The organism is Candidatus Chlorohelix allophototropha, from assembly GCF_030389965.1.
Classification (GTDB): Bacteria; Chloroflexota; Chloroflexia; order Chloroheliales; family Chloroheliaceae; genus Chlorohelix; species Chlorohelix allophototropha.
This window is the reverse complement of sequence record NZ_CP128400.1, coordinates 164,973-188,264: the sequence shown is the minus strand read 5'-3', so window position 1 is coordinate 188,264 and position 23,292 is coordinate 164,973. Positions and strand designations below refer to the sequence as shown.

The 23,292-nt window shown below is 45.2% G+C and carries 20 protein-coding genes; 16 read left to right on the top strand and 4 right to left on the bottom strand.

Translation table 11 applies throughout. The annotated features are described in order from the left end of the window. Positions 1-40: 40 nt before the first annotated feature. Entirely contained in the window at positions 41-1,729 is a 1,689-nt protein-coding gene (phnD, locus tag OZ401_RS13620) for a phosphate/phosphite/phosphonate ABC transporter substrate-binding protein (RefSeq protein WP_341471020.1), read from the bottom strand. 100 nt (positions 1,730-1,829) lie between these two features. On the opposite strand from phnD, the gene phnG reads away from it, so the two are divergent. From phnG to OZ401_RS13555, 13 genes are all read left to right on the top strand, one after another. After that, the gene (gene phnG / locus OZ401_RS13615; protein ID WP_341471019.1) at positions 1,830-2,255 is read left to right on the top strand and encodes a phosphonate C-P lyase system protein PhnG; all 426 of its coding nucleotides are present in this window, start codon (positions 1,830-1,832) and stop codon (positions 2,253-2,255) included. A gap of 2 nt (positions 2,256-2,257) precedes the next feature. Continuing rightward, a complete protein-coding gene (gene phnH / locus OZ401_RS13610; RefSeq protein WP_341471018.1) occupies positions 2,258-2,938 on the top strand; it encodes a phosphonate C-P lyase system protein PhnH in 681 nt (226 codons plus the stop codon). After that, positions 2,939-4,069, top strand: coding sequence for a carbon-phosphorus lyase complex subunit PhnI (locus OZ401_RS13605; protein ID WP_341471017.1), 1,131 nt, complete (start codon positions 2,939-2,941; stop codon positions 4,067-4,069). It begins immediately after the preceding gene. Further along, the gene (locus OZ401_RS13600; RefSeq protein WP_341471016.1) at positions 4,069-4,962 is read left to right on the top strand and encodes an alpha-D-ribose 1-methylphosphonate 5-phosphate C-P-lyase PhnJ; all 894 of its coding nucleotides are present in this window, start codon (positions 4,069-4,071) and stop codon (positions 4,960-4,962) included. The genes OZ401_RS13605 and OZ401_RS13600 overlap by 1 nt, the downstream gene beginning before the upstream one ends. Next, on the top strand, positions 4,959-5,837 hold the full coding sequence (locus tag OZ401_RS13595) for an ATP-binding cassette domain-containing protein (RefSeq protein ID WP_341471015.1): 879 nt from the start codon (positions 4,959-4,961) through the stop codon (positions 5,835-5,837). The genes OZ401_RS13600 and OZ401_RS13595 overlap by 4 nt, the downstream gene beginning before the upstream one ends. A 10-nt stretch (positions 5,838-5,847) precedes the next feature. Further along, positions 5,848-6,552, top strand: coding sequence for a phosphonate C-P lyase system protein PhnL (locus OZ401_RS13590; protein WP_341471014.1), 705 nt, complete (start codon positions 5,848-5,850; stop codon positions 6,550-6,552). Positions 6,553-6,566: 14 nt separating this feature from the next. After that, positions 6,567-7,856, top strand: a complete 1,290-nt coding sequence (locus tag OZ401_RS13585) for an alpha-D-ribose 1-methylphosphonate 5-triphosphate diphosphatase (protein ID WP_341471013.1) — start codon at positions 6,567-6,569, stop codon at positions 7,854-7,856. Positions 7,857-7,874: 18 nt separating this feature from the next. After that, a complete protein-coding gene (locus OZ401_RS13580) occupies positions 7,875-8,483 on the top strand; it encodes a 2'-5' RNA ligase family protein (RefSeq protein WP_341471012.1) in 609 nt (202 codons plus the stop codon). Positions 8,484-8,510: 27 nt separating this feature from the next. Further along, positions 8,511-9,164 carry a class I SAM-dependent methyltransferase gene (locus tag OZ401_RS13575; protein WP_341471011.1) on the top strand — a complete coding sequence of 218 codons (654 nt, stop codon included), beginning with the start codon at positions 8,511-8,513 and terminating at the stop codon, positions 9,162-9,164. A gap of 367 nt (positions 9,165-9,531) precedes the next feature. Then, positions 9,532-10,668, top strand: a complete 1,137-nt coding sequence (locus OZ401_RS13570) for an ABC transporter substrate-binding protein (protein WP_425607646.1) — start codon at positions 9,532-9,534, stop codon at positions 10,666-10,668. Positions 10,669-10,742: 74 nt separating this feature from the next. Next, positions 10,743-11,645 (top strand): ABC transporter permease, encoded by a 903-nt coding sequence (locus tag OZ401_RS13565; protein ID WP_341471009.1) that lies wholly within the window; start codon positions 10,743-10,745, stop codon positions 11,643-11,645. Further along, on the top strand, positions 11,642-12,424 hold the full coding sequence (locus OZ401_RS13560; RefSeq protein WP_341471008.1) for an ABC transporter permease: 783 nt from the start codon (positions 11,642-11,644) through the stop codon (positions 12,422-12,424). The genes OZ401_RS13565 and OZ401_RS13560 overlap by 4 nt, the downstream gene beginning before the upstream one ends. 63 nt (positions 12,425-12,487) lie before the next feature. Beyond that, the gene (locus OZ401_RS13555) at positions 12,488-13,558 is read left to right on the top strand and encodes an ABC transporter ATP-binding protein (RefSeq protein WP_341471007.1); all 1,071 of its coding nucleotides are present in this window, start codon (positions 12,488-12,490) and stop codon (positions 13,556-13,558) included. 131 nt (positions 13,559-13,689) lie between these two features. Here the strand turns inward: OZ401_RS13555 and OZ401_RS13550 are convergent, their stop codons facing one another. The 3 genes from OZ401_RS13550 to OZ401_RS13540 all read right to left on the bottom strand — a co-directional run bounded on the left by OZ401_RS13550 (position 13,690) and on the right by OZ401_RS13540 (position 16,441). Beyond that, a complete protein-coding gene (locus OZ401_RS13550) occupies positions 13,690-15,135 on the bottom strand; it encodes an IS66 family transposase (RefSeq protein WP_341471006.1) in 1,446 nt (481 codons plus the stop codon). After that, positions 15,102-15,401: a hypothetical protein gene (locus tag OZ401_RS13545; RefSeq protein WP_341471005.1), complete on the bottom strand. Its 300-nt coding sequence runs from the start codon at positions 15,399-15,401 to the stop codon at positions 15,102-15,104. Before OZ401_RS13545 ends, OZ401_RS13550 begins: the two co-directional genes overlap by 34 nt. A gap of 119 nt (positions 15,402-15,520) precedes the next feature. Next, positions 15,521-16,441 (bottom strand): response regulator transcription factor, encoded by a 921-nt coding sequence (locus OZ401_RS13540; protein ID WP_341471004.1) that lies wholly within the window; start codon positions 16,439-16,441, stop codon positions 15,521-15,523. 367 nt (positions 16,442-16,808) lie between these two features. Between OZ401_RS13540 and OZ401_RS13535 the strand changes: the two genes are divergently transcribed. Genes OZ401_RS13535 through OZ401_RS13525 form a run of 3 tightly spaced genes read left to right on the top strand, consistent with a single transcriptional unit; the run spans position 16,809 to position 23,190 of the window. Further along, on the top strand, positions 16,809-17,438 hold the full coding sequence (locus OZ401_RS13535) for a hypothetical protein (protein ID WP_341471003.1): 630 nt from the start codon (positions 16,809-16,811) through the stop codon (positions 17,436-17,438). Positions 17,439-17,498: 60 nt separating this feature from the next. Continuing rightward, complete coding sequence (locus tag OZ401_RS13530; protein ID WP_341471002.1) at positions 17,499-22,079, top strand: PAS domain S-box protein; 4,581 nt, start codon at positions 17,499-17,501, stop codon at positions 22,077-22,079. 4 nt (positions 22,080-22,083) lie between these two features. Then, entirely contained in the window at positions 22,084-23,190 is a 1,107-nt protein-coding gene (locus OZ401_RS13525; RefSeq protein WP_341471001.1) for a hybrid sensor histidine kinase/response regulator, read from the top strand. Positions 23,191-23,292 lie beyond the last annotated feature (102 nt).

Sequence of the window (23,292 nt, the reverse complement as noted above, 5' to 3'; positions counted from 1 at the left end):
TTAATTTATTAATAAGTAGTTAATAACGGGTAATCTACAGTTAGTGATGCACCTCAATCCAAGTTCGTAAGGGGGGCTCTGAGAGGGTTAGGCTAGGCATATTTAGCATTTTAAGCAGGCGCAAAGCTACTAACCGTCCAAGCCCCACGCCATGAAAAGCTAGGCTGGGAAACCCGCCCCACTTTGCCAAGTCGCTATTCCCAAACCCCAGCACACTCAAATCTATTGAAAGTTGCGCCAATAGGGTTTTTTGCACTGACAGCGCAGTTCGGTCGCCTGAACAGAAAATAAGGGTAGGCGGCTCCGGTTTTTGCAAAATTGTTTCTAGCCAGCTAGAAATAGTGTTGATTTCTTCGGTAAATTCTAGTTCTGGAGCAGCTTGTCGGGCGAAGACTTGACGCATGAAACCTGCTTCCAGCAACGAACCCTGTTCTTGTACTAAGGCTATACGGTGGTGTCCCTGTACCTCTATCCAATTTCTGGCAGTAATAAGACCTTCTCCTAACAAATCCTGTTCTAACAAAGCATAAGGTCGTCCACTCCGCGCCAATTCACCGGCTTCCCTAGTAGCCGCATCATACTGGGTCATTATCATACCTTCCAGACGGTTGTTATACAGCAGTTCAAAAAAAGCTTTTCTGCTCTCCCCCGCCATTCCGTTTAAAACCGCTGGACATACCACCAATTGCAAACCTACTTCACTGAATACTGCCTGTATTCCGGCTACGATCTCATCCAGTGCGGGAATCTGCAAAGTGGGTATGAGCAGCCCAATTAAATCGCCCCGATTCTGGTGTAAGTTGCGAGCATTTGAGTTGGGACGGTAACCCAATTCTTCCACCAGTTTTAAAATGCGAGCAGTCGTGTCTGGAGCAATCCGGGCGCGCCCGTTTATAGCGCGAGATACAGTCCCATAACTCACCCCGGCTAATTCCGCCACGGTTTTCAGGGTCATTTCACGTTGTGCTGCTGGGGTAAAGCGTTGGTTGGTAGGAATAAGTAATGAGGCTGCTTCCGGTACACGCTGGTCTAGCTGTACCAATGCTTGCAATAATTTATGCTCAAGCCGGGGGGGCAACCCCGGTCGAACTGCCACCGGTCCTCTGGATAGAAGTGGGGAAGTAGCCAGCAACTGCAAACTGCAAGTGGGGTGTTCTTGTAAATGGTGCAAGTAGGCTGATTGCATCGTCGCTCCGGCAAACAGTTTTCCTTGGCAAACAGCCTCTACCACTGTATTATGACCTAGTAAGAAATGTGGTTTTAGGTCGGTAGCAGGCTTTAAGCCTGCCTGATCCAGCATGAGAGAAGGCACTAGGTAGCCTGTTGACGAATTTCGGTCAACAAAACCAAATTCCTGTCCTTTTAATTGGATTAACCCGACAATCCCTGTATCCTTACGAGTAAAGATAACGCTCCGGTAAGGCACTGGTGGGGCATTGTCTCCGGCAGAAACCTCAATAGCGTTGGCGAGAGCACGCGCCCCAAAACGAGCCTGCGCCTGAGCAAAGGCATATAACCCCAATCGAGCCGCATCAATTTCTCCGCGCTCCATACCGTTTAGGGTTTCTTCGTAATTTTCCCACAACCCAACCTGTACAGGGATCTCCAACACCTGCTCAAGGTATTGTTCTAGGGTCTTTATTTTATCAGCTTGGCTGACTAGGTTGTGTCCTATTACGGGGTTTATAGCCAAAACCAGCCGTTCTTTCCCATCTTCTGATTTTATCATTTTCAAAATTCGCTATTGACAGGACTGTTTTTGAATGCTATAAAAATTGCGTAAAGCTTTACGCAATTAAATAATAACATAAAAAGGTTTGTAAGCCAAAATGGATAGAGAAAAACGCTTTGAAATAATGGCAGCCGGCCCATCTGAGCCTCTGGTGGTGATGGCTGACCGCTTGCTGGATTCAGGAATTGAACTAGAAATAACTCGGCAACCTCACCCGGCGATAATGATGATTCGCGCTCGCGAAACTGCCAAAGGTGAAATATTTAACTTCGGGGAAGCCCTTGTAACGGAAGCGGAGGTGCAACTTCAGGGCGGAACGGGATACATGCTAGTTCTCGGCAGCGACCGGATGCACGCCCTCGCCGGAGCTATTTGTGACGCTGCTTTGGAAGCATCCCATCCGCTTTCACCGGATATACTGGAAACGTTGACCTTAATGTCACAACTCCAGCAAGAAAAAGATGCCGCAGAGTGGGCAACAATCGCGGCTACCAAAGTAAATTTCGACGAAATGGAGGCTTGAGCTTGAGCGCTATTTCATTAACACCCGCCCGCCGTTTTGACCACACCCGTGACAGTCAGAAAATTTTCCGAGTAATGTTGGATGCATTGGCAAACCCCGGTCAGGTTTTCCATTTACCCAAGACCGGGGATTTCTTTGGGAACACTTTACCTAATTCTTCCCGGAATTACGCCCACTTTGAAACGTTGGGCGCATTTCTCGCAACCATCTTAGACCATGAAGTTACTTTTTGCTTATTGGGCGATGAAACAATTGCTGCCGACCTTTCAAGCGTAATTTGCACAAGCGCCAATTGTCGCAGTGTTCCTCGGGACAAAGCCGATTATGTGTTTACTCTACAGCCTCCGGTTGCTTCGCTACCTGCTCAGCTAAAGCCCGGTAACCTTATTTACCCTGACTCGTCCGCAACCCTTATATGCCTAGTACCCGACCTGTTGGGAGAAAACCCGGAAGGTAAGAAAGGCGCTTTACTGGAATTGAGCGGACCCGGCGTAAAACTTGGACAAAGACTCTGGGTGGCAGGCACAAACGCCACCTTTTTTGTTTCTCTTGGAGAGGTCAATGCCGCTTACCCTCTGGGCATAGATGTTTTCTGGCTAACTCCGGGAGGTGTATTGGTCGGTCTGCCACGCAGCACCCGCCTGTCCATTCTGGAAGAGGGACGAATAGGGGAGGATTTTTAGATGGGTTACGTAGCGGTAAAAGGCGGTATAGATGCAATCCTTGCCGCTGAGGAACTGGTAAAACTCGGCAGATTGCAATGTCATAGCGAACTATTGCAAATAGACCAGCTTATTGAGCAACAACGTATGGCGGTAGATCAGGTAATGAGCGAAGCCGGATTGTATGACGAAAAGTTGGCAGCGTTGGCTTTAAAACAGGCAGAAGGGGATTTGATGGAGGCGGGGTTTTTACTCCGCGCTTATAAGTCCACCCTAGAGCGATTGGGCTACTCCTTGCCGATTGATACAAGCCGAATGAAAGTTTTGCGGCGAATTTCCAGCGCGTTTAAAAATATCCCCGGTGGTCAAGTGCTTGGTCGTACGCGCGATTACACTCAGCGCCTACTTGATTTCAATCTCATAGAAGAAATTCGCGCCCCTGAATCTGCCTTCCAGCAACCAAAAGCGACAACAGACATGCCCAAGTTTTCAAGGGTTTCAGACTTGTTACGGGCGGAAGGCTTGCTTACCGCACTCGCCCCTTCTGAGCAAGAACCTTTTGACATCACCAGAGATACGCTGAAATTTCCCGCCCCTCGTTCCGCTCGGTTGCAAACATTAGCACGGGGCGAAACGGGAGCGATGGTGGCGTTAGGCTATAGTTCGTTGCGTGGCTATGGGATGGTTCATCCTACCATTTCGGAATTGCGCTACGGGAAAGTTCCGGTCGAGTTTTTGCATCCACTCACCGGTAATCCGGTCACAATAGGGCAGTTGCGGGTTACGGAAGTAGAAGCCTTAAACCACGACTACAGTATTGTGGGTCGGGATAAAGACGGAATTGCGCAACAAGAATCGACAAACAATAATGAAGAAAAAGCCGAGCCATTGTATGAGCTAGGCTATGGCTTGGTTTATGGACAGAACGAACGCAAAGCGATTTCGATGTCTATCCTAGATAGAGCGATGGACATAGGCGGAGATGCCCCTAGCAGCGACCAAGAATTTGTGCTTTATCACATAGACAGCGTTGAATCGAGTGGGTTTGTAGAGCATCTAAAGTTGCCACACTATGTTACCTTCCAGTCCAGTCTTGACCGCTCTCGCGAAGAAACCCGCTTGGCATATGCTGCGGAAGCAAGGAAAAAGTAATGCTGAAAGATTTAATTACCACCGAAGAAAATTATAATTACGCTTTCCTAGATGAAGGCAGCAAAAGAGAAATCCGGCGCAACTTACTTAAAGCCGTTGCCATACCCGGATACCAAGTGCCATTCGGTTCGCGAGAATTACCCATCGGGCGCGGTTGGGGTACTGGCGGTCTGCAAATAACTCTTTCTCTAATCGGGCAGGGAGATATAGTTAAAGTAATTGATCAGGGAACTGACGCGGGAGTTAATGCTGCCAACATTCGCCGCCTGATTGAGCGCACCGCACCAGACGTTACCACCACCTTCCAAACTACCGAAGCCACTATAATCCAAACCCGCCACCGCATTCCAGAAGAAAAAATGCAGGCGGGACAATTGTTAGTCTTGCAAGTTCCATTGCCAGAGCCATTGCGTTTGGTGGAACGCTCCGAAAACGCCACACGGCGAATGCATGCCGATAAGAATTACAGCCGAATGTGGGTGGCGTTATACGAAGAAATTGTAAAGCATGGGCTTTTAGCGCGTGCCTACAGTTACCCTGTAATGGTGAATGGACGGTATGTGATGGCTCCTAGCCCAATCCCACGTTGGGATGTGGAGAAACTTCACAACGCTGAGCATCTTTCGCTGTTCGGGGCAGGACGCGAAAAAAGGTTGTATGCGGTTCCGCCGCGTACTGCGGTAATACCACTCGATTTCGAGGATTACCCCTTCACTGTAGAGGATTTCCACGGGATACGCTGCCAGCGTTGCGGAGCGGAACACTCTTTCTTGGATGAGATAACCACCGAGGCAGGGCAAAAGACCTATATGTGTTCGGACACCGCCTACTGCGATGAACGAGTCGCAAAGAAAGCAGCAGAGCGTGAAATGCAAAAGGAGTTCGCCGGATGATAACCGAAACAGCCCCAAAACAAACAAACGTGGAGGTGGAGACCCCCTTGTTGGTGGTTGAAAATCTCACCCGTATTTACGGACACGGTTGTCCGCGCTGCCTAGAGTTAACCGGACCGGAAACAGACTCTAATACTTGTTCCAATTGCGGTACGCTGGTGGCTTGCGCCGATGTTAATTTTGAGGTGTACGAGGGTGAGATTCTAGGCGTGGTGGGAGAAAGCGGTAGCGGTAAAACCACACTGTTGCGCTGCCTCTACGGGGATGTAGCACCCTCCAAGGGACAGGCTTTTCTAAAATCCTTCGGGAATGGGCGACAAGATATATTCCAAGCCAGTAGTCAGCAAGCGCGTTATCTACAGGATTTTGTGATGGGTATGGTACGTCAGAACCCGGCACAGGGTTTGCACTTGCACATTACGGCAGGCGGTAACATTGCGGAGAGACTTTTGGCGGCAGAGTGGCGCAATGTGGCTGAAATCAGGGAACGCTCCGGGGCTTTGTTGAACCGAATGGAAGTGCCGCTAAATCGGATGGATCATTACCCGGCTTTTTTCAGCGGCGGCATGCAGCAGCGTGTTCAAATCGCAAAGGCTTTGGCGAATCATCCCGTCTTGCTCTTGTTGGATGAGATGACCACCGGCTTGGATGTTTCAGTACAAGCGGGGGTTATTGACTTAGTAAAAGAGGTGCAGCGTGAGAGTGGCGTGGCGATTGTAGTGGTTTCCCACGACTTGGGCGTAATCCGCTTGTTAAGCGAGCGCACTTTGGTGATGAAAAACGGACGAGTAGTGGAAAATGGATTGACTGACCAAATACTGGAAGACCCGCAACATCCCTACACCCAGTTATTGGTTAGTTCCAGTAATAGTTAAGTGGGCAGCTATGCAAAATACACACATCCAGATAAATAATTTGAGTAAGGTTTTCACGCAGCACATTTTGCGTGGGAAGCAAATAAACGCTTTTAAGGGCATTTCGTTTGAAGTCGAAAGAGGCCTTTTCGTGGGCATAGCCGGGCTGAGTGGCAGCGGCAAAAGTTCTATCTTGAAATGTATCTTCGGAACTTATGTTGCCAGCAGTGGTGAAATAATATATCGTCTCGAAAATAATGCCGTTATTGACCTAGCACAGTCCAGCGCAAGGCAGATAACACGCTTGCGCGGTTCCGAGATAGGCTTTGTTTCTCAGTTCCTACGAGCGCAACCCCGCACAACCGCTCTGGAATTGGTGGCACGCCCGTTGCTTAACGCTGGAGTTCCTCGCCCAGAAGCGACCGAGAGAGCGCAGGTTATGCTGGAACGGCTCGGTATCAGTTCCGAATTGTGGGAGGGTTATCCGGTTTTTTTCAGTGGCGGTGAACAGCAACGGGTTAATATCGCGCAAGCGCTCATCCGACAACCCCGCTTATTACTACTTGATGAGCCAACCTCTGCCCTCGATGACCGCAATCAATCGGTTGTAATTTCACTTCTAGAAGAAGCCAAACAGTCCGGGGTTACCATCATCGGTGTTTTTCATGACAGGGCATTGCTCAATCGCCTATCCGACAAAGTTATAACAATGGAGTATGGGCGGTTATTGGTTTAGAGAAAGGAAATTAAGTGGAACCTTCCCAAACCACAATTATTACCAATGGGCGGTTGGTTACCCCCGAAAAGGTTTTGGATGCTGGAAGCGTTGTTATAGAGGCGGGCAGAATTGTTGAAATAAATGAACGCCTGTACCCTGCTAATTCTCATACATTGGATGCCAAAGGCAATTTCATTATGCCGGGCGTTATAAACTTGCATGATGACAGCTATGAGAAAACTTTGCAGCCGCGAAAAGGAGTCTTTTTACCGCCTGAACTGGCTTTTCACCAGATGGAAGGGGCGTTGGCTACCGCCGGAGTAACCAGAACCTATCATGCTGTTTCTTTTGATGCGGGTATATTTCTACGCGACCGCACTGTGGCGAATGCCGAAGCAATGGCAAACCAGTTGCTAGAATTCAGCAATTCTGATTTTGCCTTTCTCCATCATCATCTCCTTTATCGCTGCGATTTGCGTAGTGCGGGGGCTTTCGATGGGATTTTAAGAGTGATGCAAAACCCTCTTGCCGCCGAACTCACGCACTATTTGTCCCTCAATGACCATTCGCCCGGACAGGGTCAGTATGCCCAACGTCCGGTTTTACGCAAGATGATAAAATCGCTGCTAGGTCCGGCGGGGAACAGTGAAGAGGTAGTTGATGCACGCGAAAATGAGTTGTGGCAACTAAAGGCACAGACCGAACAAATTCGTGAACACCAATTAAATCAAGCTACCGCTTTGTTACAAAATACGCCCGGAATTATTATAGCCGGACATGATGATGATAGCGCCGCTACTGTAAATGACTTATACCGACGAGGTATAAGGGTCTGCGAATTTCCGATTAATCTAGAGGCAGCCACCCGCGCCAAAGAACTTGGTCTCCCGGTTATTGCAGGGTCTCCCAATATTGTCAGAGGCGGTTCGCATACCGGTAATATCAGCGTGATGGAATTTATCCAGCAAAACCTGCTGGATGTGTTGGTAGCAGATTACGCGCCTTCCACCCTGCTGCATGCCATTTTTATGCTGGTTGAACAAAAAGTCATGAGTCTTGTTGAAGCTGTTAAGCTTGTAACAACAAACGCAGCCAAAGTAGTGGGGTTAGAGAAAGTAACAGGCAGCCTTGAACCCGGTTTGTTGGCGGATTTAATCGTGGTGGAAACTCGGACTAAACCCCAACTCTACATTGTCCGCAAGTTGCTGATAAGCGGAAAACCCGTTTCAGTTTCATCGCTTGCGGCTTATCCTGACGCGCATCATTTTTCTGCCCAACCTTCATCCCTAGCCCCTCTCACACAAAGCTTGGGCAAGAAATGAGGCAATAGGAGAAAATTCATGACGGGGCAGAAAACTTATGGGGTTTATTTCATCCCACCCCCTGAGTTGGCTTATAAAATTGGGTTAGCTCATCTATTACTCAAGCAAAATTATGGGCTAGAAGCGGCTGGGAAATTTATGCCGCATTGTACTCTCTTTGCTTTATTACACCTAGAAGAGGGATTTGGGGAAAACGAGTTAATTGCTGCCCTTGACCGGATTCTGCCCGGTCATAAAGCCTTTCCGTTAGCTTTCAGGCTGGAGACCGAATATTTTATCCGGTTGGAAATGGAAAAGCATCCCGATTTAGTGAATTTGCAAGCAAATATTCGGGAGGAATTACTGCCCTTTTTGAGCGAATACGGACGAAAGAGGCGAGCTTCAACCAGATATAATCCGCACATGACTCTAGCTTTCAGCGACTTACCTTCCGATACAGGCTTGTTACACCAAATAAAGGCTTTTTGCTTGGAGCTTTACCGGACAATGCCACAAGAAAGCCTGTGGGGCAATATTGTGCAATTGGTTGAGTTTAACTTGCAGAAACCGGGCGAATGGGATGCGCAGGATTACTGGTGTTATATGAACTGGCGAATTATAAAAAGCTATACTTTATCGGCAAAATAGAAATATAGTTAGACTGAGAGGTGAGCTATGGTAGCTTCAAAGGCTTGGGAATGGTCGAATGTAAGCGATGAGCGCTGGCGAATACCTTCCGAAGAAAGTTATTACTTGCGGGAAAGGTGGAAAAAGCAGGGCTACAAAAATTTCCTGGACTTGGGTTGTGGTGTAGGAAGGCACTCTATTCTATTTGCGGAAGCAGGTTTTCAGGTGGATGCCTTTGATTTATCCGAAGATGGCATCGAGCTTCTTCGGGAAAAGGCGCATAATCTCAACCTACCTGTAAAAATCATCAAAGGAGACATTAAAGAATTACCCTACGAGGATGGGATATTTGATTGCCTCTTAGCATACCATGTCATCTACCACACCGACACTGATGGTATTAAAAAAGTTATTGAAGAAATAGAGCGAGTTTTGAAACCGGGTGGTGAATTTTTCATCACTTTCCTTTCAAAGAACAACAATTCCTATAATGATATTGCTTACAGGATAGATCATAATACTGTAATCAAGATGGAAGAACCGGAGATTGGCATTCCCCACTTTTATACCGATTTGGGAGGGATAAAGAAGTTACTAAGAAACTTTACTATCATAAAAATTAATCATATCAACGAGATTACCCTTAATTCCAGCAAATGGCATTTTAATGTGCATGGGCTAAAGACTGTGCAAATAACCTAGAATTTTACAACCTATTAAAACTCCATTAATCCCACGTTAACTACTACCAGTTATTATTACTCAAGTGTGCTCTCTTTGAAGCCTATTTTTTTATTGCAAATTAGCTCACTTTTTCAGGCTTGAAAGATATCAGTAAATTCGCTACGGAAACCTGAAGTTTTTCCTGATACAAAACAAAGATGTTTTTTGTCTTCCGGCTGTTTAACCAAGCAGGGCTTTTTGTTGTGCCAGTTTTCTAGGTTTTGAATCAAACTTGGGGACCCACAAAGAATTTTTGTTAATAGCATGAAATTGAACTTAGGAGGAGAAACAAGTGCTTAAACGCAAAACCAGTCATTTGAGAATGACTCTGGTTCTTACCGCAATTATGACCCTAGTTCTTTCGGCTTGTGGTGATAACACCGCAACACCCGTACCGGCTACCACTGCTGCAACTGCTACCACCGCTGCTAAGAGTCCCGTGGCTGGAACCACTCAAGCTGCAAATTTGGATCAGCTTGTGGCGGCTGCCAAGCAAGAAGGTTCACTAACGACCATCGCTTTACCGCACGACTGGTGTGGTTACGGTGATTTAATCACCAATTTCAAGCAGAAATACGGCTTACAGGTGACCGAGCTTAATCCCGACGGTAGCTCCGGTGACGAAATCGAGGCAATCAAAGCCAATACTCAGAACAAAGGTCCTCAGGCGCCAGACGTAATCGATGTCGGTCTGTCGTTCGGTCCTCAAGCTAAAGCCGCTAACCTAATTCAGCCCTACAAGGTTTCCACTTGGGCTACCATCCCCGACACTGCCAAAGATGCAGAAGGCTATTGGTATGGCGATTACTATGGCGTAATGGCAATGTCTGTCAACACCGACGTGGTAAAGAACCCCCCGGCGGAATGGGCAGACCTACTTAAACCCGAATACAAGGGCAAAGTTGCATTGTCCGGCGACCCACGCACCGCCGCTCAAGCTATCGCAGGTGTATATGCAGTTGCTCTAGCTCAGGGTGGTTCACTCGACAATGCCCAAGCCGGTATTGACTTCTTCGCTAGCTTAAATAAAGCTGGCAACTTCGTGCCGGTAATCGCTAAAGGCGCCACTCTTGCTTCTGGCGAAACCCCCATCGTACTCGGCTGGGATTACAATGCCTTGGCTGCTAAGGACTCGTTGAAGGGCAACCCACCAGTCTCCGTTGTAGTGCCGACCAAAGGTGTGCTGGCTGGCGTTTACGTACAAGCCATCAGCGCCTATGCTCCCCATCCTAATGCCGCCAAACTTTGGATGGAATATCTCTACTCCGATGCCGGACAACTTGGCTGGCTGAAGGGCTATTGCCACCCGATTCGCTATAACGATTTGGCAAGCCGCAATGCCATTCCTGCGGATGTAGCCGCCAAGCTACCCCCCGCTGCAAACTACGCCACCGCTCAGTTCCCTACCCTTGATCAGTACAGCAAGGCTACTGCCCTGATCACCAAAAGCTGGGATAGTGCTGTAGGCGCAAACGTAAAGTAGTTTACCTTATCTCCAAGACCTATTTATTTGATAGGTCTTGGAGATACTTTTTACCACAAATATCAGGAAACCCAATGGTAGATAAAGTTTTAGAAAAAAATGCAAAGCAGTCTGCCGCACGTCCTCGAAAGTGGGAAGTGAATTTGAAATGGCTTGGTGTTGTACCATTCTTCATTTTCTCATTGCTTTTCTTAATCCTACCCTCGTTCAATTTGTTGATCGGAAGCTTTCAAGATGAGGCAGGCAACGTCACCTTAGCAAACATCGGTAATCTGTTCCAGCCATTCATCTTCAATTCCTATTGGTTGAGCATTCAGGTCAGTGCGGTTACAGCTCTTGGCGGCGTTATTTTTGGTTTTGGTCTGGCTTATGCCTCGATTAGAGGTGGGTTACCGTCATGGATACGGGGCGGGTTGATGACTTTCTCCGGTGTAGCCTCAAACTTCGCCGGGATACCATTGGCTTTCGCCTTTATCGCTACACTAGGACGTACCGGCTTCATTACGATGCTGTTCAAGAACGTGCTAGGTCTAAATCTCTACGATGCAGGTTTCAGTCTCTATACTTTCTGGGGCTTAAGCCTGACCTACATGTATTTCCAATTCCCGTTGATGGTGCTAATTATTGCTCCGGCTATTGATGGGTTAAAACGCCAATGGCGCGAGGCGGCAGAAAACCTGGGCGCTAACTCGTTTCAATACTGGCGTTATGTAGCCTTTCCCATTCTTGGACCGGCGTTGCTTGGCGCGGGCGTATTGCTGTTCGGCAACGCTTTCGGCGCGTATGCTACCGCTTTCGCGCTTACCGGAGGTACTCTGAATTTGGTACCTATCCAAATCGGGGCGCAGATACGCGGCGATGTGTTGCATAATCCAAATCTGGGCTATGCGCTGGCAATGGGAATGGTCGTGATTATGGCAGTGTCGATAGGCATCAGTATGTTGTTGCAACGACGCACGGCGAGGTGGCTTCAATGAAAAAACAGCGTTTCTGGCCCATTATGATGATTTTACTAGGGGCGATATACTTCCTATTGCCTCTATTCGCCACCTTTGAGTTTTCGTTACGGGAGCGGCGCGGCGTGTACAGCTTCGACTCCTACAACAATGTGTTGGGCGACCCACAGTTCCGTGATTCATTCATCTATTCGGTAGTGTTGGGGCTTGCTACCATTGCTGTTAGTCTGATACTGATAGTGCCTACTGCTTTCTGGGTGCATCTCAAACTGCCACAGTTACGCCCGGTGATGGAGTTCATCACATTACTACCGTTTGTCGTTCCGCCGATTGTACTGGTATTCGGTCTGATTCGCATCTATAGCCGCCCTCCCTTTGTACTGGTATCAACCCCGGCTTTGCTGGTTGCTGGCTACGTGGTACTTTCATTTCCCTATATGTACCGTGCAGTGGATACCGGCTTACGCGCCATTGATGTACGTTCTCTCACAGAAGCAGCGCAAAGTTTGGGTGCAGGTTGGCTGACTATCCTGTTTCGTATAATTTTCCCCAACTTGCGCGTTTCCTTGCTGAACGGCGCTTTTCTAACCTTTGCTATTGTGTTGGGCGAGTTCACAATGGCAACTATGCTCAATTGGCCCACCTTCGGTCCATATCTGGCGTTAATAGGTCAAAACCGTGCCTATGAACCGGCTGCGCTCGCAATCATCAGCTTTGGTCTAACTTGGATTTGCATTGGTCTAATCCAGCTTTTAAGTCGCGGTTCGCAAGAACAAGGGCAACTCGCTGGTACCCGTTAACAACGAATATGCGCTTGAGCCACTCTTGATGATCGCTTGGGAGCTTAATACAGGATAATAAATATGTCTTTTCTTGAACTAATAAACATTCGCAAGAGCTTCGGAGCCACCGCAGCAGTTGAGCATTTTAATTTACAAGCAGAGAAAGGCGAGTTCATTTCATTTCTCGGATCGAGCGGTTGCGGCAAAACGACAACGCTTAGAATGATCGCAGGTTTTGAACAGCCAACAGAAGGGGAAATCAGGGTTGGTGGCGTGAATATCACAAACCAACCGCCCAATAGTCGTCAAATCGGTATGGTGTTCCAATCCTATGCGCTCTTTCCCAATATGACCGTCGCCGATAACATAGGCTTTGGACTGCGGATAGCCGGTAAACCATCGGCTCAAATTCGGAGTCGAGTTGAAGAAATGCTACACCTTGTCGATCTACCGGCATTAGGCAGACGCTATCCGCACCAACTATCGGGCGGGCAGCAGCAGCGGGTTGCGCTAGCACGGGCATTAGCTATCGAGCCACGATTGCTACTATTGGATGAACCGCTCTCCGCACTTGATGCCAAGATTCGCGTCTCTCTACGCAATGAGCTGCGGTCTATTCAGCAGCGGCTTGGTATAACCACAATCTATGTCACACACGACCAAGAAGAAGCGTTGTCGCTTTCTGACCGTATAGTAGTTATGAGCAAAGGGCGGATTGAGCAAATCGGCACTCCCTTTGAAATCTATAACTACCCCGCCACCAGCTTTGTGGCTTCGTTTGTTGGCACATTAAATATTTTACCCGCGAAAGTGATAAACGCAGCCAATGGAGAGTTGGAAATAGCCGGACACCCGGTTTATACTGCCGAACCGCTCAACCATCGAGGTGGAGTTGACCTCAGCGTGGCGGTGCGCCCTGAAAATCTTGAAATCGGTGTCGGTTCGACAGAGAGCCACAATACTATCCCGGTTACTATAAACCAAGTGTCTTTTCTGGGAGCAGTGGTTCGGGTACGGTTGCAATTGGCTGATAAAACTTTGGAAATGGATATTTTTAATTCCCGCCATCTGGCATTACCGGAGGTAGGTACTGAAATCCAAGTCTCTTTTCCAAAAGAAGCTTGCTTGGTATTGACCGGTAGCGCTACATAATCGTTCCCGAATATCAAACCTAGAGGATTCTAAAATCAGTTGTTCTTTTTGCTACCGTACAGTTAGGGGTAGTTACGAGATTTCGGGCGAGATTTCGTATCCTCTCAAAAAAAGGGGGGAAAGGGATAAAACTAACGTAACCAGGGTCTTAGTTGCAAAGGTTGCCACTCAGGTCGGGGTTTATCATTAATCCACGAACCGTTTAGGTTTAAGCCCGCCGCTTTTTCTTTAATCAGGGTTCCAAGTCCAACTATTTTCCCATTCTGGCTTATCCGATCTAGCAGATACTCATAGAAATTTATCCCTAGCTTTCTACAAGTGGATGCCAGACCTTGAAATGTATCCCAACTGCGTACGCCTTCCAACTTGCTACAAAACATACTCACATCCCTTTTTCGTACTCTGGTGCGCACTGCCAATTCAGCGGGATTGTTATGTAAGGGTATTTCAGGATGTTTGAGTACCATTAGCAAACCCCATTTCTTCGCCTGGGTAATCGCAATCCTTTCATCCAAAGCCTTATAGCCGCTGTGGGTGGCAAATAATTCATTAAAGGCTGTATCCAGCCGTGCGGCTTCCGAAAGACCAGGATTTTGTTGATAAGCCAACAATTCGCGGTAATAGCGCCAATAGCGCCCTCTGAATTCTTCTAAAAGAGCCCGATGGTACGCCAGCCGAGGCTCCAACTTCTTGTAGTGACGCCCATCGTGAACCCAACACAAAGCTACCTCTTCTGTAATCACCTGGAAAGAGGGCGCATCATCGCAAATCAGTATTTTTAAGATCGGCAAATCCTCCCCCACTTGAGCGTGATAACTGGCAATCGCTAGCGCGTCTTTGACCCTTTTCCACTTATAATTCGGCTGCTGGCTGAATTCTCTGGCCAGAAATTCGTTTACTGTTTGCTCACATAAATCCTGATCGAGTGGAAGCTCCCATAATTTATCCACCAAGGCTTTGGTTAAACCCATTAAACTCCCCACCGCCTCGGCGTTTTTATCCATCCTAATTATTAGAGCTTCTTTACCAGCCCCACCTCGTAAAGCCCGAATAGCACTCAAGCGATCTTTATTAGTCAGAGTACAATAGTAAGTGTAAAGTGGGTTGCAGATGATAGGGCAGTGCCAATTTACTCCCGCTACGCGACTGGAGGTAGTATCGATGTGCTGCCATTTACTACTGCCTAGTCCGGCCGAAAGCACCTGACGGCTTTCGGTGTGGAATTGCGCCTGATAAGTTGGGTCGGTTAGCCAGTGACTTAATTGACCTGCCGAGATATTCAACCCCGCTTGCCACAACAATTCCTTGATTTTTGGCTCACTCATCAAGCCTTCATAATAGAGAGCTAACACTAAAGCCTTAGCAGTGGGACTAAACTGACCCTGATAACCTTGGCGTAATTCAGCCTCAATCATTCGCTTTTGAGCAGGCGAATAGTAGCGCTCCTTTTTGAAGCGGATGTTTAAGGGCTGGAAAACCAGATCCCGCACTACTACATAGCGATAGCCTTTGAAAACAGCATCCCCAGGTAAGTTTTCAGGCTTTACTTTGAGTAACTGCTCTTGATGAATTTCCAAATTATGGTGCTTAGAGTGTTTTCCCTTTTAGCAGTTTTAGCTGATTTACGCTCAGTTTCAGAGGAAAAGTGGGTATTTTTATTAGCTCGAACATTGGGCTTGCCCTGCTCACCCTTAAGTCGATTATTTTCATCCTGTAGTTGTTGATTTTCTGCTCGCAATTTATCGATTTGCTCGAAGGCATTCTCCAGCAAGTTTAAGACTTTGATTACCACCTGACGGGTTTCTTTATCTTTTATTTTTGTGGGATCAATTTCTTCTAGCATTCCCAAATTATATTACTTAGTTTTCCCTTTGAAAGGGGTCTACTCCTCCAGTTTTTGCGAGGATATAAAGTTTTAGGTTTTGCACTATTTTACCAGATCTCCTTTATTTTGAATATTATCTATTGCACAGCAGCAAGGTGATAACCATAGCCCCGCGTAGTGAATATATAGCGAGGATTAGAAGGGTCTGGTTCTATTTTCTGGCGCAACTGACTGATAAACACATGCAGGTATTGCGTTTCTTGCTCATATTCAGGACCCCAAACACTTAGCAGGATGCTTTTATGAGATAGAATTCTACCAGCATTTTCTGCCAAGAGTTTCAATACTTCATATTGACGAGGACTTAGCTTAAATACTTTTCCTTCAACAGTTACTAGATGCTGCTGAGTATCAATTAAAAGCCCATTGCACTTTATGATTGAATTTGAAGGAATAGGGCTTCTCTCGACGCTGGAAGCTTCAGAATGAACCATTAAGTTTTTTTGCTCAGCCTGAAACTGCTCGTATCTATCCAACTCAATACTATTCAACATTTGCTTGATTGTGTTGGCAGCAAGTTGCAGTTCACTAGATATTGGTTGCAGAATTGCAGATTTTTCTCTCGCTTGTTTTTCAAGGCGAGTTTTAACTGATTGCAGTAATTCTCTCTGCGTAAAAGGTTTCGTCAGATAATCGTCAGCTCCCAACTCCATGCCATAGCGTAAATCCCCTTTCGCTGCTTTGGCAGTCAGAAAGATGAAAGGAATAGTGAGAGTGGTAGGATTATTACGTAAAGCTTCCAGCACCTCATATCCGCTCATTTCAGGCATAATAATATCCGAAATAATCAGATCAGGCTTTTGTTGTAGGGCAATCTGTATACCCACATTGCCATCCGAAGCGCTTAATATCTGGAAACCTTCAACTTCAAGCAAATATTCCAAGTTAAGACGAATAGTAGCTTCATCTTCAATGATTAATATCTTTTTTTGTAATTTTTCCATTTTTTGTTTATCAACAAGTATACTTTTATTAAGACGACTAATGCTGAGACTCATATACTAGCTGCATGATTCGATTATTCAACGTAGTTTTCTCAAACTGCGTAGAGAAAAACCATACTTATTTATTTTACTACTCAGTTGATTTTATAGCCATATTAATTTGATTTAGATTTATGTTGTGAAATGAAATTGTAATATTTTACAGCTACTCTAAAGATAGAGATAATATTTAGATACAGTGGGTATCGTCTTTATGAAGGGTTTAGACAACGGTTATATAATTTTATAAAAAGCATATCTGTGAAGGGTATTTAGTTTCGGGCTTTTGTTGTATCTGCAATGTTTTTAAGCTTTTTATTACTGCTTTGATGCATTAATGAGAATCTAATACCCTTTAATTTGAGAGGTGGGAATATTTACTATGGTAACATCAATCCCAAAAACAATCCTAGTTGTGGAAAGCACAAAATTAGAAGAGCAAAATCTTTCTAGTTTTCTCGAAGCACTCGGTCTTGATAGTGTTTTTTCAGAAGAAGTGTATGGAATTCTGTTAACTAAAGGGAAACTTGCCAAACGAGAGTTACACAATATTTTGCTTTCTAAACTTAACAACACCGAACAACCCAGTCGAAAAGTGGCAAAATCTTTAGATTCCCAAGATCAAGTAACCGAATCGGATAATGAGAGGGCTAATAGCAAGGTTTTGCCTACCTCTGAACACCTGTCAACCTTCAAGTGCTATCAATTTAATATAAACAATCAAGATGAATCCGAATATATTTCGAATACATCGGATTCAACTAACAAAAAAATACTGCCGCTCTATCCTAGAAAACTAGGTTTTTTGGAAAAAGTAGAGTCGGTATTGAGAGATAGCCCACCTAATTCGGTAGAACACAGGTTATTTCAAGGTGCGTGTGTTTCCCGCTTGGAAATCAAATGGCGGATAAAGTCTCTTTGGGGCGAATATGATGCCAAATTGTATGAACCGGCGGGACTTATTGCTGTATGGTTAGAAAACAAGTTAGCTGAAATTGAAAATGGGTGCTAAATCCTAACCCCGCCCGTTACTAGTGCCGAAATATGATTATAGCGATATGGATAATAAAATATGATAAGTAGTTCCTCTTTCTCAGATTCTCACACAATAATGACAGCATTGTTTAACAGTAGCCCTAACTCAATGATTTTAGTTGGCAAGGACTACCGGATTATCGCAATAAACAAACGAGCTAAAGAAGAATCAGGCACATTTTTAGGATGCGAACTCGGAGTTGGGGAAGATGTACTATCTCTGATAGAAATATACAAGATATCATATTTTGAGAAGCACTTCCAAGAAGCTCTAACCGGAAAACTCGTAACAAACGAGCAATATTATGGTGCTTTTAATAAGCAGGAAAAGTGGGTTGAGTATAGTTATATTCCGGTACAGGAATATTCCGATAAACCCTCCATGGTTTGCCTTTCTATGCGGGATATAACCCCACACAAGAAAAACGAAGATTTATTTGCAAGCAATATTACGGCAAATCAGGTTATTCAGGAATGTATCCCTGACATGATTTTCCAGATAAAACGGGACGGAACTTTCCAGAATTTCAAAGCAGGCGACCATAGCAATCTACTACTTGAACCCGCTTATTTTATCGGAAGAAATGTTCGGGAAGTGCTTCCCGCTGAGATAGCACAGCGCACATTGGAGCACATAGAAAAAACTTTTGAAACCGGCAAATTGCAGGTTTTTGACTACGAACTTGAACTAGAAGGGTTTATCAGTACCTTTGAAGCTAGAGTGGTGATTAGCAGCAAGGACGAGGTACTTATTATTGCGCGAGATATTACAGAACGCAAACATGCAGAAAAGGCGCTTAAACGTTATAGGCTTCTTTCCGAAAATACGCTCGATATAATTTTGTTTATTAGTGCAGATGGCGCAATTCTGGAGGCTAATAAGGCAGCAGCATTGGCTTATGGCTACAGTATCGAAGAACTACAAACCCTCAATATTCGCAACTTGAGAGCGTCTGAAACACTTATTCAAGTATCAGCACAGATGAAACAAGCCGGTACTGAGGGTATTTTGTTTGAAACAATCCACTGCCGAAAAGACGGAAACACCTTCCCGGTAGAAGTAAGTTCACATGGGATTGAACTAGATAACGAGCGAATTTTGTTAAGCGTTATACGGGATATTTCTGAACGTAAGCACGCCGAACATGCCCTCAAGGAGAGTGAAGCTAGCTATCGCGAACTTGCCGATAGTATCACCGATGTTTTCTATGCCCTCGATTCCGATTTAAGATTTACCTATTGGAACAAAGCAATGGAGTTATTAACCGGAATCCCTGCCAGCATAGCCTTAGGTAAGGAATATTTTGAAGTCTTTCCAGATGAACCACTTAGAAGAAAATCATGCGGGTTTTTCTGTGAGGTGCTAAAAACTCAGCATGCCACCTCTTTCCAAAACCAATACAACGATAAAATATATGAGTATAGCGTATATCCCACTAAAAGCGGTATCGCGGTATTTTGCCGGGATATTACCGAAAATTACACTATTAACGAAGCGCTCCGGGAAAAGGAAGAACTCTATCGCAGTGTTATTGGCGCGATGTCAGAAGGAGTTGTTATACAGGGGAAAGATGGCGCTATCATAGCTTCAAACAAAAGCGCTGAAAATTTTCTGCCCATTTCCAAATATACCTTAGATGGACGCACCGCAAACGGCACGGTTCTGCATGCCGTACATGAAGATGGCTCTCCTTTCCTCAAAGAAACACACCCTGCGATGGTTACTTTAAGAACCGGTGAAAGGTGTTCGGGTGTAATTATGGGCTTACAGAGGGCGAATACTGCGGTCAACTGGATTTCAATAAATACCAACCCCTTTTTCCATTCGGATGGCGTTACTATACGTGGAGTAGTATCTTCATTTACCGATATTACTCAGCAAAGGCAAATGGAGGATTCAATACGGCGCAGCGAAGAACTGTACCGCACCTTGGTACATAATTTGCCCGGTACTTCGGTGGTACTTTTCGACCAAGAGCTACGTATCCTAGTAGCCAGTGGCGAGAATGTGCCGGGGCGCAGCTTTAACGGCGAACGAGTGGAAGGGAAAACACTCTACGAAGTTGTATCAGACGTAGGAATCGCCAGAATTGAGCCTTACTACAAAGCAGCGTTATCGGGAATTGAACTGACAGAGGAATACAAATTTGGAGATAAAACGTTCCTGTTACGCTCTACTCCGGTTAAAAATACGCAAAAAGAAATTTTTGCCGGGATGTTGCTTATATTTGATACAACGGCTCTGAAAAAAGCTGAAGAAGCTCAGCTTGAGAGTGAAAACAGATTCCGTTCGGTCATAAATAATGTCACGGAAGTAATTTTCCAAACGGATGCGGAAGGGCTATGGACTTTCCTCAACCCCGCTTGGTACGAAATAACCAATTTTACGCTTGAAGAAAGTATTGGGCAAAACTTCCTTGATTACGTTCACCCGGATGACCGGGAGCGAAATATGGCTCTATTTATGCCATTGATAGAGCAAAAAAAAGAATATTGCAAACATCAGGTGCGCTATCTGACTAAATCAGGAGGATTCCGCTGGATTGAAGTTTATGCGCGGCTGACTTTGGATGATGAAAATAATATTGCGGGTACTTCCGGCACGCTCCGGGATATTACCGAACAGCGATTGGCAGAAGAAGCTCTGCAATATCGGCTAGAGTTTGAACAAATGATTGGTTCTATTTCAACCAACTTTATAAATCTAGGAGTCGAAGAGATAGATGCAGAGATTAACCAAGCGCTAGCGGTAGTCGGTCAGTTCTCAGGTGCGGATCGTAGCTATATTTTCCTCTTTTCAGAAGATGGAAAATATATGAACAATACCCACGAATGGTGCAGGGTAGGTATTGATCCTCAAATCGAAATGCTGCAAAATCTCCTGGTTTCAGAGTTTCCATGGTTAATAAAACAGATCATTCGGCTTGAAAACATCCACATCCCCAGCCTTGACCGCTTAGGAGAAGAAGCGAAAAATGAGCGGCAGATATTAGAGCTGCAATCAATCCAATCGTTGGTACTTGTGCCCCTAGTTTACGAAAGAAAGGCAATAGGCTACCTCGGGTTTGATGCCGTTAAAACCAGCAGGGTTTGGAGCGCCGATGATATTAGCATGCTCAGGCTAGTCGGCGAAATTTTTATCAATGCAATTAAACGTAAAATTGCTGAGCAAAACTTGATAGAACAACGCGATTTTGCGCAGTTAGTGATGAATACAATGGGGCAAGGTCTAACAGTTTCTTCTGGTAACGATATTTTCAACTTTGTAAATCCTGCTTACGCCAGTATGCTTGGCTATTCACCGGATGAGTTACTGGGTAAAAAACCATCCGATTTAACCGACTCCACAAACCAACCTCTTTTAAAAGAAGCCTATAAGCACAGGCTTTCTGGTGAAATCAGCACCTACGAGAACCGCCTCATCTGCAAGGACGGTTCTACCCGTTATGTCACTATAACCGGCGTGCCGATTATGAAGGATGGTCAGTTAAAAAGCACAATCGCAGTAATCACCGACCTAACCGAACGCCGCAAAGCCGAAGAAGCCTTGCGCAAAAGCGAGCAAAGGTTGCGAACGGTGGTTTCTAATGTGCCTCTTATTCTGTTTGCAATGGATAGTAAGGGTCTAATTACTTTAGCGGATGGGCGAGGATTCAAAGACCTAGAGATAGAACCAAGTATAGTTGTGGGCAAATCTATAATGGCAACTCATCCTGCTACAGCGCAGGATATCAAGAAAGCCCTAGACGGTCAAGTTGTAAATAGCACGCTCAATTTAGGTAAGGGGATTTTCGAATTCTGGTATGTACCTTTAAGGGATCAACATAACCAAGTTTCGAGTATTATCGGTGTTGCTCTAAATATTAGCGAACGAGTACGTGCCGAGCAAGAACTGGTTGCTGCCCTCGAAAGAGAAAAAGAATTGAGTAATCTCAAATCTAGCTTTATTTCGATAGCGTCACATGAGTTCCGAACTCCTTTGACCACCATACTTTCTTCCTCAGAGCTACTTGAAAATTACAGTCATAAATTGAGTAAAGAGCGAAATCAAGAACTATTCCAACGCATTAATATAGCCGTCAAAAATATGACACAGCTTATTGATGAAGTGTTACTTATTAACCGCTCTGAAGCCGGAAAATTAGATTTTAACCCTGAATGGATTGATTTGTCTGGTGTTTGTTCGACCATAATCGAAGAGATTCAGATTGGACTCGGCAGCCATCATCGCTTTGATCTATCTATTCCAGCCGCACCTAAAATGGTACGCGCAGATGAAAAACTTGTACGGCATATTGTTTCAAACCTGGTCACCAACGCCATTAAGTATTCAAAGAACGGTAGTACAGTGCATATCGACCTGCTATACAAAACCGACAAAGTGGTATTCACCGTTAGAGACGAAGGCATTGGAATCCCACCGGAAGGGTTAAACCACCTTTATGAGGTTTTCTACCGTGCTACCAACGTTGGCAGTATTCAGGGAACAGGTTTAGGACTGGCTATTGTAAAGAGGTGTTTGGATGTACATAACGGTACTATTGATATAAAGAGCGAACAAGGTAAAGGAACCATTTGTATCGCCACAATTCCGCTATCAGCAGAAAAAGTGAGCTAAGGAAATGAAAAAGAAAATTGTAGTAATAGAAGATGAAGAGCCAGTTCGAATGAATCTGCAATTGTTGCTCGAATCCGAAGAGTTCGAAGTATATAGTGCGGCAGATGGCGAAGAAGGACTGAAAGAAATTGCCAGTCGAAAACCTGACCTAGTTATTTGCGATATGATGATGCCCGTAGTTGAGGGTTATGAAGTTTTAAAAAGAATGCGGCGTGAGGAGAGTTATAGAAATATACCTTTCATCTTCCTAACAGCGCGTACTGATAAAAATTCTATGCGGCAGGGAATGGAACTTGGGGCGGACGACTACATTACCAAACCTTTTACTATGAAAGAAATACTGAATGCCGTCAACATCCGATTGGAAAAAGTGGAGTTAATCGAAAAAGATACCGAACAAAAGATGAATGAGTTAAGACTTTCAATGGTGAATTCCTTACCCCACGAATTTATAACCCCTTTAAGCTCCATAATCGGCTATTCCGATATGTTGATTTCCAGTAAAGGTAGTATTCGTGAGGAAGTCAAGCAGGAAATGCTGGAGAGTATTTACTATAACGCGCTACGCTTGAATCGCCTGACACAAAATTTCCTGCTTTTAGCAGAATTAGAGATTCTTTCTACCGATAAAAATAAATTAAAGGCGCTCAGAGCAGAAATCACTGAGTTTGCCGAGGAAATAATCCTAGGGGTAGCGTCCTCCAAAGCACGTTCTTTCGAGCGATCAAGTGATTTGCAATTAGATCTTGGGCAGTTTAGCATTACTGCCCCACTAGCCTCTGCATATCTAGCAAAAATTACTGAAGAATTGGTGGATAATGCTTTCCGTTATTCAGAAGTTAATCAAAAGGTGTATGTAACGGCACGTATTCAGAATGGCAATTTCGTTATGAATATAACCGATGACGGTAGAGGCTTGACCCAAGAACAAATTGCCAAAATCGGTATTTTTATTCAATTTGAGCGGAAACGCTATGAGCAACAAGGCATGGGGCAGGGACTTTCGCTGGTTAAGCGTATTGTAGAACTACACGGGGGCGAATTTAGTGTAAGTAGTGTGCCGGAAAAAATGACTGTAGCGCGTGTTTTAATCCCTGTAAAAAAACCATAAATCTTCAAACGCACTTAGCGCATTACACTGGTTAGTTTTAACACGCTTGTAGACAGTAATCAAATGTAATATATACAAAAATTGATTTGTGAAATATGCGAT